The sequence below is a fragment of the Lysinibacillus xylanilyticus genome (genome assembly GCF_001183605.1).
Taxonomy (GTDB): domain Bacteria; phylum Bacillota; class Bacilli; order Bacillales_A; family Planococcaceae; genus Lysinibacillus; species Lysinibacillus xylanilyticus.
This window is the reverse complement of the sequence record NZ_LFXJ01000002.1, coordinates 264,566-281,056: the sequence shown is the minus strand read 5'-3', so window position 1 is coordinate 281,056 and position 16,491 is coordinate 264,566. Positions and strand designations below refer to the sequence as shown.

Here is a 16,491-nt window from a genome sequence, read left to right as displayed (position 1 = left end):
CTTGTTCTAGTTTGCTATTTTTCTTTTATATTTAAGTATCCATCGACATGTTATCCCATTCGTCACTTCGATGCCCTATCATCCAGAACAAGCCTCTTCGCCTTTCCATGACGATACTTTCATTCATCCCGGCAGGAGCCGCTTGGTCTTTTATCCGACTATCTACACAAGCCCAATGGTATCTGTAAATCTTATCGGCTTCATCCAGTATCTCTTCCTGACTACGCATGACAGTTTGAAGATAAAATTGTTCAAACGATTCACAGTTAGAAACAACTTGAATGGCATACTCGCAATCACATACTTCATCAGGAAAATTGAGCTTATCAACAAATCCAAGTGCCCAAATAAGTGTCCAATAAGCCTCGTATTGCCATGAAATATTAATGGCTTCTTGGACATCTGGTTCTGAATCTTGTAAAAAGTCTCTTTCATTGCTAGTTAAATAGTCTTCCACTTTATATGTGCGTAACATATTGATGAAAAAGTCTCGCGATTCTTCTATATTTCCCCCTTGCGCCACATCACAGGCAAATTGAATGACAATTAACAGGGCTACAGCTCTTCTAGCAATGTCTTCTTGGGTTTTAAACTGACAAGCCTCTAATGTTGGGAGTTGAGGAAGGGAAGCTGTATTTGGAATAGCTTTTTCTTTTAAATATGCTATCGTTTTATTTTTTCTTTGTTCACCTTCTTCTGATGACACCTCTTGTCTCCTTACCTTTCGTGTACAAGCGTGGGGTCTAAAATCAGATGGTCCTGATTGCCCGTCAGGATAAACAATAACGCTCCCTTCATCGTCTAGTAAAGTGCCATTCGGTAAAAAGCCAATCCCCACTATACTTGATAGTAGGTTCGTAAATAACTGCATCTGTTCTTCATTTATCTCTTTTTGCGATTCGATTGCAATCACTGTATTTAAAACAGATATTTGAGTCAAAACTAATTCTTTTAAATTGTCATCTTCAAAAGGAATATTGTCATAATACCCCATCATCCCAGGAATATTATTAGCGAAGTAATCTGGATTCGTATCTTCAGACATGACTCTAATTATTAATTTATATTTTTTAAACAACGCCTTGGATTTTATTACATACTCATTGTCATTTTTTTCGATAGCAAAGCCTTTTGCAAAAACATCTGAAATTTTCACTTCAATATCATCAATGTTGTTCTTAGATGCAAATATAGTGAAATAGTTCATTCTTCTCTCCCCTTTTATTCACCAACTATCTAAGCCTGCAAGAGCTTGGTTAAACAGCTGTTTATTTTTCCGTAGTATTTCGTTTTCCTTCCAAAAAGCAAGCAATTGTCTTTATCTACACATGTTGTTGGCGCAATTTCTTGCTGCATCATTTGTCATATCGCCCGTATCCCTGTAAGCCTTTTTATAGTTACATTCAAATGTTCTATAAAGAGACATTTTTTTATACTTCTATACTTATCAACAACCTTTTTTAATTTCTATCATAATTTTTGTTACATAATCCTCTTCACGATTTTTAATAACGGCGTCATAAATATATTCCTCATATACGTATTCCCCAAGTTCAAAGCCCTTCTCCCGCATGACCTTAAATAATCGCTCGTAAGACTCTCCAAGTGTAGTGGAATTTCCTACATGGTATCCTACAATAAAATCCCCTTCAATCGCTTTAAAATAAGGATGACCTTCTCGTAGGTGTGGCTGCTCTATATACAAGAAACTATAATTATCATAGTTTCCAGCTAATACTTGCTCTCTTCTTGTAATCCCTCCAATGGGATAACCTGTGTCTAATTGGAAACGATCTAATTCATCTATAAAGTCTGAAACAGCCTTCGTAAACTGTTCCTCCTTCGAATCCTCGATATTTTTACTTAAATACAATGTGGCCTCTGGCAGATGTTCGATCGTAATACTATTAAAATCAAGGTGTAAAGCTTCCTCTGTTAAATCGATTTTCACATCAATAATACTTTCAATCATCTCCAGCTCTCGACGTTTTTTCGCTACGATTTCCTTTTGCTGATACATTAAGTCTAAGAAATTTTCAGGTGATTTTTCTGCCATATATTTTTGAATATCCTTTAAAGACATGCCAACCGCCTTTAATAGCTCAATCACACTGAAAAATTCATATTGTGCAATGGAATAATAACGATAGTCTTTACTATCCTTCATAATTGGTGATAATAAACCGATTTGATCGTAATAAATTAACGTTTGTTTATTAACCTTACAAATTTTAGCGAACTCACCAGTTGTAAAATATTTTACATTTTTATTAAACATCTTTAAGTTTCCTTCCTTGACTATATAGTTACTATATACATTAGATTGTAGCTATTCACAATTAATTATGCCACAGGACTTGGCGTTTTACCGATACAGATCAGTTAGCCATTATCGCATGGATGCGATGATGTTAGCCTAACATACTTTGTGAACTCCTTTCCGATTTCCAGACACCCGCCAGAGGCTTTAGGCCAACAAATGTTTTTTGCTGATGAATTGCGACAAGACGTGGAGTTCTTAGACTAAGTTCCTCTACTTCAGCGGACGTCTGGACATCCTGAAAGAAATTAAAAATAGAAAGGTTTTGACATTATGTTCACGGAAATTCGTGACATTACAGCTTTAAACGAAGAAGAAATATTGGCATTAAATATTGCAGATAATCAGCAAGATTTTATTGAAAGTACAACGCAATGCTTAGCGGAGGCTGAAACAGATAAACGCTTTATTCCTGTTGGATTGTATAGGGACGAGATTGCAGTCGGCTTCGCTATGTACGGTGTGTTCCCGCATGAAGATAATACACAACGTGTTTGGTTAGATCGCTACTTCATTGATGAGCGTCATCAGCACAAAGGATTAGGAAAATACTTTTTACAACAGCTTATAAATTATTTAGTAGTTAAATACAGCTGTCAAAATATATATTTAAGCGTTTATGACAACAATATAGTAGCTATTCAGTTATATAAAAAATTTGGATTCGCCTTTAACGGTGAGCTAGATGAAAAAGGTGAAAAGGTGATGGTAAAGGAGGTACATGCTCATGACTACCATTAATCCAATTGAAACAAGACCACTAAGGCCCTTGTTTTTATCATACTTATTTCCAGCTATGATAGGTATGTTGCTGATGTCTGTGAATATTTTAGTGGATGGTATTTTCGTTAGTCACGGAGTTGGACCAACCGCTTTAGCAGGAGTAAATATCGCCGTACCCATTTTCTCGATTTTACTATCTATTTCCCTTTGGATTGGTATGGGTGGGGCAACATTATTTTCAATTTCGCTCGGTGAGGGCAATAAAAAACGAGCGAACCAGCTCTTTACATTAGCATTTACAACAATGATTGTTGTCGTTATGACACTGATTCTAATACTGTTATTAAATTTAAAGAAAATCTCCTATATATTCGGAGCAAGTGATGCTACCTTCCCTTATGTCCAAGAGTACTTACATGTCATTTTAATTTTCGGCGTGTTCTATACAATTGAAAACTTACTAAGTATTTTTATTCGAAATGATGGCAATCCAAAGCTTGCGATGATGGGCTTAATCACTACATCCGTGTTAAATATTATCTTAAACTACATCTTTATTTTCGTGCTCAATTACGGCGTAACTGGCTGTGCCCTGGCTACAGCGCTCTCCACAATAATCGGTATGTCGGTGCTTTGCCTACATTTCTTCCGAAAGCAATCCGAATTAAAATTTGTACGTAAATTTTTCAGCCTATCTGATTTAAAGAAAATATTTGCTATTGGGCTACCAAGCTTTATCGTTGAAGCCTCCGTCGCTGTTATGGTTATTTTATATAATGTGACATTTTTACGCTATTTGGGCTCAGATGGAGTGACTGCCTACGCAATGATTAACTATATTCACACCGTACTATTAACTGTGTTCCTTGGTATCGGCATGGCCCTACAGCCCCTCGTTAGTTATCACCACGGCGCGAGATTAATAGAAAGATTAACAGCGTTATTGAAAATCGGTATAGCCACTGCATTTATTCTGGGTTTAACTACTGTCATAATTGCTACGTTATTCCCTTCTCAGCTAATAGCATTATTTGGTGATAGTACATTTGAAATTCGCAATATGGCAGCACAAGGCTTTGTACACTTTGCAATTGGATATGCATTCCTTGGCGTGAACATGGTGTTTGCGGAATTCTTCCAATCAATTGAAAAAATACGTCTTGCAACAACTATTATGTTACTTCGTAGTATTATATTATTTATCCCTGCTCTCGTATTATTGCCTAAATTCCTTGGCCCACAAGCTATTTGGTGGACATTCCCTGTTGCAGAAGGTATTACCGCATTGCTAATTTTTATATTTATGAAGAAAAAAACACATACAATTTTCTCAGAAGCAAGTTCTTTAAAGGCGCTATAAATAAAACTAACCCCCTTTCAATACTAATCGAAAGGGGGTTAGCTGTTTAATTTCTATCTTTCATAAGCCAACCAAAAGGGAGATTGAATTGGACCCTTTTGGATATTATTCATTTAAATATTTGATGACAGCCATCTCTTTACCAAAGCGATTACCATGATCTTCAAATCCCATACTTCTGTATAAATTATGAGCACCTTTATTTTCTGGATGGTAACCTACTATAATTTTTTGCGCATTTGGCAATTTAGCTATTTCTGAAATCATTAGCTTAGTAGCTTCTTTTCCTATCCCTTTACCTTGAAAATGCTTATCTATCATAATTCGATAAATCCAATAGCCATCAAGCTCTTCTTTGACAGAATTAAACATTAAAAAACCTACTACCTTCTCTTCAAAATAAATAACGTATGGTCTTAATGTTTGCTCAAACTTTGATTGTGCTATTGAAATAGCGTTTGGTTCAATATAATTTCTTTGTTCATTTGAAATTTCTAATAGACAACACTCATACCAATTCTCTGCATTGACTTCTACAATCTTCACAGAATCTTTACTCATATCATTTTTTCCCCTTCCGAATTCAGGGAAACGCTTTATCTTTTGTTAATTCGGCGTTATCCCCCAGTATTTAAAGATAAAAAAAGTTTTGTTTGTCATAATGACCGCCCCCTTTAACAAAGATTTATTTTAATAGTATATCATATTTTCCATTTATTATAACCATTTCCATAATGTGTGGTTGATTTCCGTTTCGACCGGGCGCTTTGTTGCTGACGCTTCGCTTTCGCACAGATAAAACATTTGCCGCTGACGCTTCGCTTTCGCGCAGAGCAGAGCTTCCTGGGGGCGTCCGATGAGCCGCTAGGGGCAACAGGATGTTGGTCACGAAGGCGTTATCACAGGATGTGATGGTTTTAGCCATCGTTCCTCTATCGCTAATCCCCAAGGAGTCACCCAGCCTCCACTCCAATCAACTTATACATTTGACATATACTTTAACAAATGTCATACACAACTTTTGGTGATGAACCATTTAATAAATTTCCCTTTACCTAAATAAAAGAATAACTTATCTATAAGGGATTTGAAGGCCATGGTTGTTTTCCATAAACCGCTAGCAAGATACCGCCAAATCATGGACCTATATACTAATGGCTCTTTTTTAATTCCATATATTCATCACGTAGAATACTCATAATGATTTCATCAGAATACTTACTATTTATATATAATGATTGCCTTAAAGTTCCTTCCTTTTTGAAGCCTACCTTTTCGTACGATTTGATTCCTCGAATATTATGAGAGAAAACTTGTAACTCTAGGCGATTAAGCTGAAGCTCCTCGAACGTATATTTTTGAACAAGCTGAACCGCTTCAGTCCCATATCCTTTGCCGCAATCTTCTGTACTATGTAAAGCTATGCGAAATATTGCCTTTTTATTGTCTAAGTCTATTTCCATAATGGTTAAATCACCAATAATTTGGCCATTTTCTACTAAACAAATAGCAAAATCATAGCGTGTGGAATCTTCGCTAAATCGAATCAAAGCCTCTCTAACCTGATCCTTCGTTAAAATGTTACGTGTACCCGTCATATACATAATTTCTTCATTTTGAAAGCACTTGTAGATACTATCTACATCATTTTCAGTAACTGGTCTTAAAAATACACCTTGCCCTGTAATCATAAAAAACCCCTCCCTTTAACTATTATTGAACAAGATTTTAAGTAGAATGAAAATACCTAGTTCAGTTAAGAAACGTTCTAGACATATGAAAAGCACTAACATATCAACTGCTAGTGCCTTAAAATTTACTTCGTATATATGATTTTTTTTATCGTTTCTATCGCTAAATGATACTCTGTAGATAATTGTTCAATGGAAACTCCATGAGTAAATGCTTCTTTTATAGACTTATTCCTATCCTCAATAAATTTCTTTGTGCCTGAACGAGTACCCCACTCTAAATAAGTGTTTTCTACTTTAGGAATATAAATCATTTCACCTTGAACATATTTTTGGATTTCTAATAAAAGCTCTTTTGGTAAAATAACTGAAGCCTTCTTATAAGCCATTTATGCCAACCCCTCATTTTTATTTTAATAAAATAAGGTAGCAAAGCTAATTTTATAAGAAATACTTCAGGGCAAATAATCAATTATGCCTCGGCATAATTGCGTCCGGAATCGGCTTTGTGCTTAGGCCTGCGTGATGCAGGTCAGTTAGCCGTTATCGCATGGATGCGATGAATTTAGGCTAACATCCTTTATTGAACTCCTTTCCGATTCCGTGGCATCCGCCGGAGGCTTTAGGCCAACACGAAGTTGGTCACTCAGTCGTTGCCACAGGACGTGGCGTTCTTAGACTGAGTTCCTCTATTTCAGCAATGTTTTCTGTAACGAAAGTGAAACGGCAGTTACAAATGTCTTTGCTGAAATAAGTTGAAATTTACCCCATGCAAAGTATTGCCATATCAAAATTAGGCTTTGCATGGGCTACTTCCGTATCTAGCAACTTAACATAATTACTCACATCTATCCCCCCTAACTTGTGTCACAGTTCATCTTAGCATATGTATATATTTTCAATAAATAAAACAAAAAGGAATCAGACACACTGATTCCTTTTTGAACGTGACTTTATTCAAATTATTTATCCTCTTGTATTTCCATTACCTTTTGCCGATCATCCTCTGAGGACGTAACTCCGAGAATATCAAGAAGGAACATGAATAATGGAATACCAATAATTAATCCCCATACACCAAGAAAATGCTCTGAGAAGAGAATGACGATGAATGTATAAAAAATTGGAAGATTTGTCTTAGCAGACATCAGCTTTGGATTTAAGAAGTATGCCTCCATAGCATGTAGTACCATAACGATCATCAAGATATAGACGATGTACATAGGACCACCGATACTATATGCGATTATAGTTAGAGGAATCAAGGACATGATGACCCCTGCAACTGGCACCAATCCCAGTATAAAGAGCATAATTCCCAACGCAATTAAATGCGGGAAGCCCATAATGTATAATGCAATAACAGATAAACCACAGTTAACAGCGGCAATAATGAACTGCGCCTCAATAACTTTACCGAAAGAACGAATAAATATCTTTGAGAAATAATGTAGTTCATCGTAGAGATGGCTCATTTTACTATCTTTAAATTTTGCTGTAAATTCTATAATACGTTTCTTCTCAAGTAAAATAAACAAGCTCAAAATTAGTGCGATGAAAACATGCAAAATGATTTTACCAATATTCGTAATATTTTTTAGCGTCAGGTCTACACCCTGCTCTAAATATTTACCCAGTTCAATCTTCTCAAAGGTTGGAGCTAAATACCTCGCAATCTCGTTATCATTTGGATTGAGACTGAAGCTAGCAATAAGATCAAAGAGCTGTGTGATTTGTTGGGTCACGATAGGCAAATACTTGTAGATAATTGCAACAATACCTGCAACAAGTAAAAGATAGAGGGTAACTGTCACTGCCTTCTCGCCCATCCGTACATACTTTCTGATCACTTTTGTTGTCTTCGTTGTAAGTTGATTCATCAAGTAAGTAATAATGAACGTGAGAAGAATAAGATTGATCATACTTCGCATCATATATAGTGCAATAGCAATCCCAGCTAGGATTAAAAAACGTTTAAATCCATTGCTTCGAAAGAAATTACTCATGTATTCACTCCTTCTACAAAACGGCTTTCCTGCCTTTACTGCCTGGGTTTCGCTATCAAATGAATAAAAACGATTAATAAATTGATGTAGAACATTACGTATCATTCTTATGTAAACGCCCCCTTCATTGGATTATTATTCCCATCAATACTTAGAATAAGACTTAAATGCTTGCGCTTTATAAGTCTCATAAGAAATTAATGAATCCAAGGAGCGAAATGAATAGTTTGCCTTATCAAATTTTAATAACAATATTTTTGAAAGCTGTATCAGCGTTATAAGCCTTAATTCTATTAGTCTATTATAACCCTTTGAACACCATCATAGCTAATGTAAGTTCTTTTATGATAGTACTAAAATTAGATTTTTTATCTTTAGCCTTAGTATTATATTCATAAAGGAATATTTAACTAAAATTATATAGAAAGGATTGATTATGTGAAAGTTGCAAGAAATCCGAAGAACATTCATCAACCAGTTGCTCCTTATGTACATCAAATAGAAGTAACAGGACCACAGAGATGGTTAACACTATCTGGACAAATAGGAATGGAAGAAGACGGGACTATACCTGAAGAGCCATTAGCTCAAATGAAATTGGCATTAGAAAATATCAGGAAGAATCTTGAAAGTGCGAATATGGAAATTCAAGATTTAACAAAGATAGCCCTTTATTTGGTTGGGGACATTAATGCAGATCAAAGAAAGCAAATAATAAACGATTTTCTTGGTGATCACCTTCCGTGTATGACATTGATGTATGTAGTTGCGCTTGCAGCACCTTCCCTAAAGGTTGAGATTGATGCCTGGGCTTGTAAGGATATGTAAACTTATATTATGTTGAAATTAACAAGAGCGTGCGTCCAAATTTGTATTAAATTTTGTAATAAAAATGAAGCCCGGGACATAAGTATATTTTTAATTTAAAATCCATAATTAGAAAAGTGCGGGAAATCAACGTTTCTAAAATTGATTTCTCGCACTTTTTACGACTAGTTTTGTCCTAGCCTCATCATCTCATTTATAGATTTTCATTTTTAGAGCTTATTTTAGCATGCTTGTATCCATAGCCTATATAAATAACTAAACCTAGCGCTAACCAAATCAAAAAGCGCACTATAGTAAATGGCGGCAGACTAAAAATTAATACAATACATCCTCCAACACCTACAGTTGCTACAAGCCATAACGCAGGTACTTTGAATACACGTGGTTGTTCTGGTCGTGTATAGCGAAGAACAACAACACTAACTGTTGTTAAAGCAAAAGCAGTTAAACCGCCGATGTTAGCAAATTCCGCTAATTCTCCGATCGATAAAAATCCTGATAGGAGAATACCTGTTACAACAACAATTAAAGTTGATAATACAGGTACTCCTGTTTTTTTATTTGTTTGTGCGATACGTTCTGGTAGAAGTCCATCACGGCTCATTGCAAACAGCACGCGTGTAGCACTTGTTGTATTTGCAATCATCGTAGCAAGCAATCCAAAAATAACCGATACTGCAATGATAGCACCACCCCATTGAATACCAACAGATTGTAATGCATATACAGTAGGATTTGGAACATCCAACTCAGGGGATGGTACAATACCTGTTAATATTAGTGCAACAAATGCATAAATAAGCGTTAGTATACTTAGACCACCAATTAAAGCTTTTGGTATTGTCTTTTGTGGATTTTTTACTTCCTCCAAAACAGTTGTTACACCATCAAATCCAGTGAAGGCAAAGAACACTAATGCCGCTCCCGCCATTACACCTGACCATCCAAACGGTGTAAATGGTGTCCAGTTTATAGGGTTAACGTGAAAAGTCCCAATAGCAAGGAATAAGATAATCGCGCCAACCTTTGCAGCTGTAAATAACATATTTGATCGACCCACATTTTTAATTCCGCTCATTGCAATCCAAGCTACAATAAGCCAACCAGCTACAGCAGGTAGATTCACAATCCCACCATGAGCAATATCCTTTGTTAAAACTCCTGGCAAGTGGATTCCCACAGATTGTAAAAACGAGTTGACGTAGCCACTCCAGCCAACTGCGACTGTACTAGAAATAACGATAAATTCCAATAATAAATCCCAACCGATTATCCAAGCAATAATTTCACCTAACGCAATATAAGAATAGGTGTAAGCGCTCCCGGCAACAGGGGCCATCGCTGCGAATTCGACATAGGCTAATCCAACTGCAATTGTTACAAGCCCCCCTATTAAGAATGAAACAACAACACCGGGACCCGCATGTAGAGCAGCAGTAGTTCCTGGCAGTACAAAAATCCCAGCTCCTATTGTAGCCCCTAGTACATACAGCAATAATTGCAACGATCCTAGTTCACGCTTTAGTTTAAAGCGTTCGACTTCAGTTATTTTATTGGCTTGCTCGATTGACTTCTTTCGAAAAAAATTCGCCATAATAACCACTCCATTTCCAACGAAAAAGGTAATAACTTTTATTTTTACGCATTTTTATCAATAATCAGTATATTAGCTATATTTTCGAGTCGAGTCAACAATTAGATTAATATAGCAATATATCTTTTACTATCTACCGAGTTAATCGTTTATATGAAACTTTTGCAATACTATTTTATTGTAATCGCGGCATAGCTACCTCACTTTTCTTGCGAAATCTCTATTCCACGGAGAGATAGAAATATTATAGAGATTCCATCTATCAACTTCCCTTGCGGCGACTTACTTCTCCCGAAAACGATCCAAACTAGTAAATAAGTATTAAAGATGCTATTGTACAAGCTATAAATCAAGATGTTAGGAGAGGGCAAAATGGATTCCTATGAAGTATCTACCTTAAAAAAGGGTCTTTTGATTTTAGATGTATTACGTCAGAAGCATTCTCTTACATTAACTGAAATAATGGAAGAACTATCAATGAATAAAACATCTGTCTTTCGTATGCTTTTTACGCTCGAAAAAATGAATTATGTAATTAAATATAATAAGTATTATCAATTAAATCCTCATATTTTTAGAGATGAACACTTATATTGGCATAAAGATATCCAATGGTCGTCTATAGTAGCCCCATACCAATTAGCCCGCCAAGAAGAAATAACTACTTATATTGCTATTTTGGAAGACTGTGAGATGGTAATAAAAAATGTGATTAGGGAGCCTTTTGAACAGCCTACTTTTCACGCAATCGATACTCGTACACCTATGCATTCAAGCGCGCTTGGAAAAGTAGTATTAGCTCATCTGTCAGCAAGAAAACAACGTGAAATATTAAACAGTATTGAACTCAATACATTTACAACAAAGACCTTCTATGATTATGGTCTATTGATCCCTCATTTACAGGTCATTAAAGCACAAGGATATGCTGTTGATAATGAAGAAACGAATGTAGGTAAATGTTGTATTGCAGTTCCGATTTATGTGAATGAAGAAGTCATCGGTGCAATTGCTTTGCACGGTTCGACGAATCAAATTAAAAAAACTGCCATTCGATCCTTTGTAAAAAAATTAGAAGAGGCAAGTCGGCAATTGACGGAAGAAATCAATTACTTGTTAGCATAACGGAAATTTCAATCAGTCTTCTAATTGCAATTAAAACGCTTTTGTTTCTATATATGAAACTATAACTATGTATGTTGGTAAAATATTTTTTTTACTCTATTCTGATTACAGAAAAACGAGGAGGTAGAAATATGAAATTTCATACATTAAAGAAAGCAAATATTACGATTTCCGAAATTGGTCTTGGGACAAATGCTGTAGGTGGCCATAACTTATATGAAAACTTAAATGAACAAGATGGAAAGGAGCTAGTTTCCGCTGCCCTTGACTTAGGGATAACTCTTTTTGATACAGCAGATATCTATGGTAAAGGGCGTTCAGAAGAACTTGTTGGCGAAGTATTAAATAAATATCCAAGGGAAGGTTTTGTTTTAGCGACAAAGGGAGGTAGACATTGGTTTGAGGATGGGTCAGTAAAAACAAATAATCATCCGCAATATTTACGAAGCGCACTTGAAAATAGCTTAAATCGACTACAGATGGATTATGTAGACCTTTACTATTTACACTTCCCAGACAACAAGACCCCACTTGCGGAGGCGATTGGTGAATTATCACGCTTAAAAGAAGAAGGAAAAATCCGAGCAATAGGCATTTCAAACGTAACATTAGACCAACTTATAGAAGCTAATGTGCACAATGATATTTCAGTATTACAATCTCCGTACAATATGTTAAACCGTTCAGCAGAACAAGAATTATTGCCATACTGTGTAAAAAATGATATTTCATTTGTTCCATACGGTCCACTTGCATATGGCCTACTTGGTGGAAAGTATACAAAAGACTTTAAGTTAGGCAGTGGAGACTGGAGAATTTCAGATCCTTTATTCCAAGGTGAATTATTTGAACAAACATTAATAAAAGTAGATGGATTAAAAGGAATTGCAGAGGAAAAGCAAACGACATTACCAAATTTAGCTCTTGCTTGGTTATTAGCTCAAGATGGCGTTGATACAGTTATCCCCGGCGGAAAACATAAAAATCAAGTGGCTACCAATGTGAAAGCAACCGATATCCTTTTAACTAAAGAAGATTTAGTGAATATAGAAAGAATTTTAGAATAAAATAAAAATGCGAAAATGTTGTTACATCAACATTTTCGCATTTTTTTATTGAGGACGTTCTAGCGCAAATATATCTCCAATTTTTGCGTAATTTGAGCCAGCTAGTCTGCTAACCGCTTTTAATTTCATTGGGTCAATATGACCTTCATTATAAATAGTCTCATCTATATGAAATTGTACAACCTCACCAATGAACAAATCACCTGTCTGTTCGTCACCATTCATCAAAGGGATCGTCTGTACTAAACGACATTCCATTCGAGCCTTTGCCTCTTTTATACCTGGTACAGATATACGCTGACTATCGGTTAATGTAAATTGAGCCCTATCAATTTCGCTTTCAGTTACAGGTAATGAAGCTGCCGTTTCATTCACCTGCTTAACATTATCCTCATCTACAATATGCACAACAAATTGTTGCTGATGATGAATATGTCGAGCGGTATCTTTTAAGTGCCCCTGTGGTCTTTGAACCGCTAGAGAAATCATCGGTGGATTTGATGACACAATATTAAAGAAACTAAAAGGTGCGCCATTGATGACTCCTTGCTCTGACTTCGTCGTAACAAAGGCAATTGGTCTCGGAATAATACTGCCAATTAATAATTTATAGTTTTCACGCTCAGTATTTTTCGTAGGATCAATTGAAATCAAACGACTCATCCTCCTTAATCAAGCTCACGTACTTCGATTGGAATTAATGTTCTTTCTAATTGTTCACGATGCTGTTCGTATTGAGATGGTAACATTAATTGGCTACCCATTGTCTCAGGTGTTTCATCATGAGCGAATCCAGGTGGGTCTGTTGCAATTTCAAATAAAATCTCACCAGGTTCACGGAAATAAATCGCATTAAAATAATTACGATCTTTCACTTCAGTTACATGTTGTCCATGATTCATTACATACTCTTGCCATTCTAGGTGATCCGCATTATCCTGGGCTCTCCAAGCAATATGATGAACCGTTCCGACTCCCATTTGACCGCGCATACCAGGAACTACTTTTAAATCTACTGTATTGCCGATATCTGCGCTGGATTTGTAACGAGTATACTCGCCTTCTGTCGCTACTTTCTCAAGCCCCATAACTTCAGTTAAGACTTTTGCTGTTTCTTCAGGATGACTTGAATACAGTGTTGCACCACCAAATCCTTTAATCGCAACCTCAGGTGTTACTTCACCAAATGTCCAGTCATTCAGTTCCCCTTCTGCACGTGCAACTAATTCAATATGAAGTCCATGTGGATCATCAAATTGTACTACTTGTTCACCAAAGCGTTCTATTTTTTGGAATGGAATAGAGAATTTTGCAAGGCGATTAACCCAAAAAGATAGCGCTCCCTCCGGTACAACATAAGTAGTTACACCAACTTGACCATCACCAATGCGACCTTGATAAGCATTTGCCCATGGGAAGAATGTAATAATAGTCCCTGGTTTACCACCTTTGTTACCGAAGTAAAGATGATATGTGCCTGGGTCATCGAAGTTTACCGTTTGTTTAACTAAACGTAGGCCTAATACACCAGCATAAAAATCAATGTTTTCTTGTGGATGCCCTACAATGGCTGTGATATGGTGAATACCCGCAGTATGTTTTTCCATGTTAACAGTCCCTTTCATGATAAATGTATTTTTCACCTATACTTTACCCAATACCGTTTTACATCAATCTTTGAACATGATTATTAACGAATTGTATATAAAGCTTTTGACCAAGGAATTAATTGATCTAACATCTGGTTAACTGAATCAGCTTGCACTTCTTTTGGTTTAAAGTCAGTACCATTTTCAAAGTCTGTGAATAGTGACAATGCTGGATGTACACGTACATCTGCAATTAAAAGCTCACCCATAATACCGCGTAAATGTTCAGCTGCACGCGCACCACCTACAGAACCATACGATACAATACCTGCAGCTTTGTTATTCCATTCTACACGTAAATAATCTAGTGCATTTTTTAGAGCACCTGTAATAGAGTGATTGTACTCTTGTACGATAAATACAAATCCATCTTGTTTTGCAATAATTTCTGACCAACCTTGAGCGCCTGAAGCGTCTTGCCCTGGTTCACCTAGTAAAGGTAATTTGTAATCTGCGATATCGATAATTGTATAGTTTGCATCTCCACGTTGATCTGCGATTTCTTTTACCCATTGTGCTACTTGTGGACTTACACGCCCTTCACGTGTTGATCCTATAATAATACCGATATTTAATTCTGCCATTGTTTTTTCCTCCTCTTTTTTTGAAGCAAATAATTTATTTAAAAAACCCAATATGATTACCTCCTTGTGCTGTAAAAAAATTAACTTTTTACACGGATTAAAAGGTTCGAATTCATTTATCTTGAATTTAGTTATCTTGAATTCGAGATAATAATAACACGATGGTTTTATTTACGTCAACATGTTTGTTTAATATTTTAAAAGAGCAGAGATGGTATAGGGTTACAACATCTCTGCATAGCTTTTTAATTAATATGGCTCGTCACTATAACGAGTGGTTGATTTCCGTTCCGACTGGGCGCTTTCCTGGGGGCGTCCGATGAGCCGCTTGGGGCAACAGGATGTTGGTCACGAAGGCGTTATCACAGGATGTGATGTTCTTAGCCTTCGTTCCCTTATGTGCTCGCTCCAGGGTCTCATCTGTGACGCTGATCCCCAAGGAGTCGCCCAGTCTCCACTCCAATCAACTTATTTTACATCACATATACCATCCCCAACATCCGGTGAATAGCTTTTAAATTTAAAAATAAACCAAGGTGGATTTTCTTCCGGAATAACACTATCACTCCCTAGCTTTCTCTTAAAGACTCATAAACTTGTGATTTTAGATAGCTATATTGAATATCATTCGTATCTTGAAAAGCCTCTTCCCTGTTTGAACGAACATCCTGATACTCGAGGTTGTACGAGAATTGTTCTTGTGTAAAATCCTTTCTTTCCCCATCGAAAGTATTATAGAAATGCCAGCCTTCATCAAGCCACGTTTTATATATTTTGCCACCGAGAATATCATTTACAACTAATGCAGTAACTCCGCATTGTCCTTTTGCAGGATTATCTATACTCCATTTTGAGCTAGATTGAATTGACCAAGATTTTCTTAAAGCTCTTAACAGATCATTTTCTGTATACATTCTTCAGCGCCCTTTTCTATAGTTATCTTTAAAAAGGTTTGTCATCGATCTTAATAGGCGTTGTTCTACCTAAAATCCAATCTTCTTTGATTGCACCATAAACGATACTATCTGTGACAGTACCATCTGCATTTTCCCAAGCATTTCTTAAATAGCCCTCTTTTACAAAACCAGCGTTCGAAAAACATTTTCTCATTCCAATATTATCAGCTCTCGTATAACCTTCGATACGAATCTTGCCTTTTTCTCCGAACAGGTAATCTTGTAACCAAAGGAGGGTTTTTACTCCGTATCCCTTTCCTCTAAAACGTGTATCTAAACGGATATCGAATAATGGGATCGTATCACTTATGTCATGAATGATAATAATCCCGACCTTTTCTTCATTATCAATTATCCAATGCGTTTCGCGATCGCTGTGATAGTATCCTTCTGTATATGTTTTTCGAATGGATTCCTCTTTTAAATTTTGGTCGGTGTGATAAACCCACTTGTTTTGGGTTAATAATTCCACTAAATCTTCAATTTCATCTTCGAATAGTTTATAGTCCAATTCGTATAATCCTCCCGAAAGTTTTTTGTTAAGTGGTGTAAAAAGAAAAGTCATCATATGTAAAATATCCGTATGCT

Annotated in this window: 17 protein-coding genes; 5 read left to right on the top strand and 12 right to left on the bottom strand. The window is 36.2% G+C overall.

All coding sequences use genetic code 11. The annotated features are described in order from the left end of the window. Positions 1-31 precede the first annotated feature (31 nt). Complete coding sequence (locus tag ACZ11_RS01610) at positions 32-1,207, bottom strand: DUF4272 domain-containing protein (RefSeq protein ID WP_049663044.1); 1,176 nt, start codon at positions 1,205-1,207, stop codon at positions 32-34. Positions 1,208-1,447: 240 nt separating this feature from the next. Beyond that, a complete protein-coding gene (locus tag ACZ11_RS01605; protein WP_049663042.1) occupies positions 1,448-2,278 on the bottom strand; it encodes a MerR family transcriptional regulator in 831 nt (276 codons plus the stop codon). 315 nt (positions 2,279-2,593) lie between these two features. On the opposite strand from ACZ11_RS01605, the gene ACZ11_RS01600 reads away from it, so the two are divergent. Both ACZ11_RS01600 and ACZ11_RS01595 read left to right on the top strand, forming a co-directional pair. Continuing rightward, positions 2,594-3,061: a GNAT family N-acetyltransferase gene (locus ACZ11_RS01600; RefSeq protein WP_049663039.1), complete on the top strand. Its 468-nt coding sequence runs from the start codon at positions 2,594-2,596 to the stop codon at positions 3,059-3,061. Further along, a complete protein-coding gene (locus ACZ11_RS01595) occupies positions 3,048-4,403 on the top strand; it encodes an MATE family efflux transporter (RefSeq protein ID WP_049663037.1) in 1,356 nt (451 codons plus the stop codon). Before ACZ11_RS01600 ends, ACZ11_RS01595 begins: the two co-directional genes overlap by 14 nt. Positions 4,404-4,508: 105 nt before the next feature. Here ACZ11_RS01595 and ACZ11_RS01590 read toward each other — a convergent pair whose 3' ends face one another. The 4 genes from ACZ11_RS01590 to ACZ11_RS01570 form a co-directional block, all read right to left on the bottom strand. Beyond that, positions 4,509-4,964 carry a GNAT family N-acetyltransferase gene (locus ACZ11_RS01590; RefSeq protein WP_049663035.1) on the bottom strand — a complete coding sequence of 152 codons (456 nt, stop codon included), beginning with the start codon at positions 4,962-4,964 and terminating at the stop codon, positions 4,509-4,511. A 590-nt stretch (positions 4,965-5,554) separates the two neighbouring features. Beyond that, positions 5,555-6,094: a GNAT family N-acetyltransferase gene (locus tag ACZ11_RS01580; RefSeq protein ID WP_049663031.1), complete on the bottom strand. Its 540-nt coding sequence runs from the start codon at positions 6,092-6,094 to the stop codon at positions 5,555-5,557. Positions 6,095-6,219: 125 nt separating this feature from the next. Then, on the bottom strand, positions 6,220-6,483 hold the full coding sequence (locus tag ACZ11_RS01575) for a CD3324 family protein (protein ID WP_049663026.1): 264 nt from the start codon (positions 6,481-6,483) through the stop codon (positions 6,220-6,222). A 573-nt stretch (positions 6,484-7,056) separates the two neighbouring features. Then, positions 7,057-8,100 carry an AI-2E family transporter gene (locus ACZ11_RS01570; RefSeq protein ID WP_049663509.1) on the bottom strand — a complete coding sequence of 348 codons (1,044 nt, stop codon included), beginning with the start codon at positions 8,098-8,100 and terminating at the stop codon, positions 7,057-7,059. A 438-nt stretch (positions 8,101-8,538) separates the two neighbouring features. Here ACZ11_RS01570 and ACZ11_RS01565 point away from each other — a divergent pair, with 438 nt between their 5' ends. After that, positions 8,539-8,928 carry a RidA family protein gene (locus tag ACZ11_RS01565; RefSeq protein WP_049663024.1) on the top strand — a complete coding sequence of 130 codons (390 nt, stop codon included), beginning with the start codon at positions 8,539-8,541 and terminating at the stop codon, positions 8,926-8,928. Between the two features lie 193 nt (positions 8,929-9,121). Here the strand turns inward: ACZ11_RS01565 and ACZ11_RS01560 are convergent, their stop codons facing one another. Next, entirely contained in the window at positions 9,122-10,522 is a 1,401-nt protein-coding gene (locus ACZ11_RS01560; RefSeq protein WP_049663022.1) for an amino acid permease, read from the bottom strand. A gap of 372 nt (positions 10,523-10,894) precedes the next feature. Between ACZ11_RS01560 and ACZ11_RS01555 the strand changes: the two genes are divergently transcribed. Together ACZ11_RS01555 and ACZ11_RS01550 are read left to right on the top strand one after the other, a co-directional pair. Continuing rightward, positions 10,895-11,647 carry an IclR family transcriptional regulator gene (locus tag ACZ11_RS01555; protein ID WP_049663021.1) on the top strand — a complete coding sequence of 251 codons (753 nt, stop codon included), beginning with the start codon at positions 10,895-10,897 and terminating at the stop codon, positions 11,645-11,647. Between the two features lie 131 nt (positions 11,648-11,778). Continuing rightward, positions 11,779-12,714, top strand: a complete 936-nt coding sequence (locus ACZ11_RS01550; protein ID WP_049663019.1) for an aldo/keto reductase — start codon at positions 11,779-11,781, stop codon at positions 12,712-12,714. Between the two features lie 45 nt (positions 12,715-12,759). Here ACZ11_RS01550 and ACZ11_RS01545 read toward each other — a convergent pair whose 3' ends face one another. From ACZ11_RS01545 to ACZ11_RS01520, 5 genes are all read right to left on the bottom strand, one after another. Then, positions 12,760-13,368: a flavin reductase family protein gene (locus ACZ11_RS01545; RefSeq protein ID WP_049663017.1), complete on the bottom strand. Its 609-nt coding sequence runs from the start codon at positions 13,366-13,368 to the stop codon at positions 12,760-12,762. A 14-nt stretch (positions 13,369-13,382) separates the two neighbouring features. Beyond that, positions 13,383-14,321 carry a ring-cleaving dioxygenase gene (locus ACZ11_RS01540; protein WP_049663016.1) on the bottom strand — a complete coding sequence of 313 codons (939 nt, stop codon included), beginning with the start codon at positions 14,319-14,321 and terminating at the stop codon, positions 13,383-13,385. Positions 14,322-14,404: 83 nt separating this feature from the next. Then, complete coding sequence (locus tag ACZ11_RS01535) at positions 14,405-14,998, bottom strand: NADPH-dependent FMN reductase (protein WP_049663014.1); 594 nt, start codon at positions 14,996-14,998, stop codon at positions 14,405-14,407. A gap of 518 nt (positions 14,999-15,516) precedes the next feature. Further along, on the bottom strand, positions 15,517-15,861 hold the full coding sequence (locus ACZ11_RS01525) for a YunG family protein (protein ID WP_049663010.1): 345 nt from the start codon (positions 15,859-15,861) through the stop codon (positions 15,517-15,519). Positions 15,862-15,889: 28 nt separating this feature from the next. After that, on the bottom strand, positions 15,890-16,414 hold the full coding sequence (locus ACZ11_RS01520) for a GNAT family N-acetyltransferase (protein WP_049663009.1): 525 nt from the start codon (positions 16,412-16,414) through the stop codon (positions 15,890-15,892). Positions 16,415-16,491: the final 77 nt, after the last annotated feature.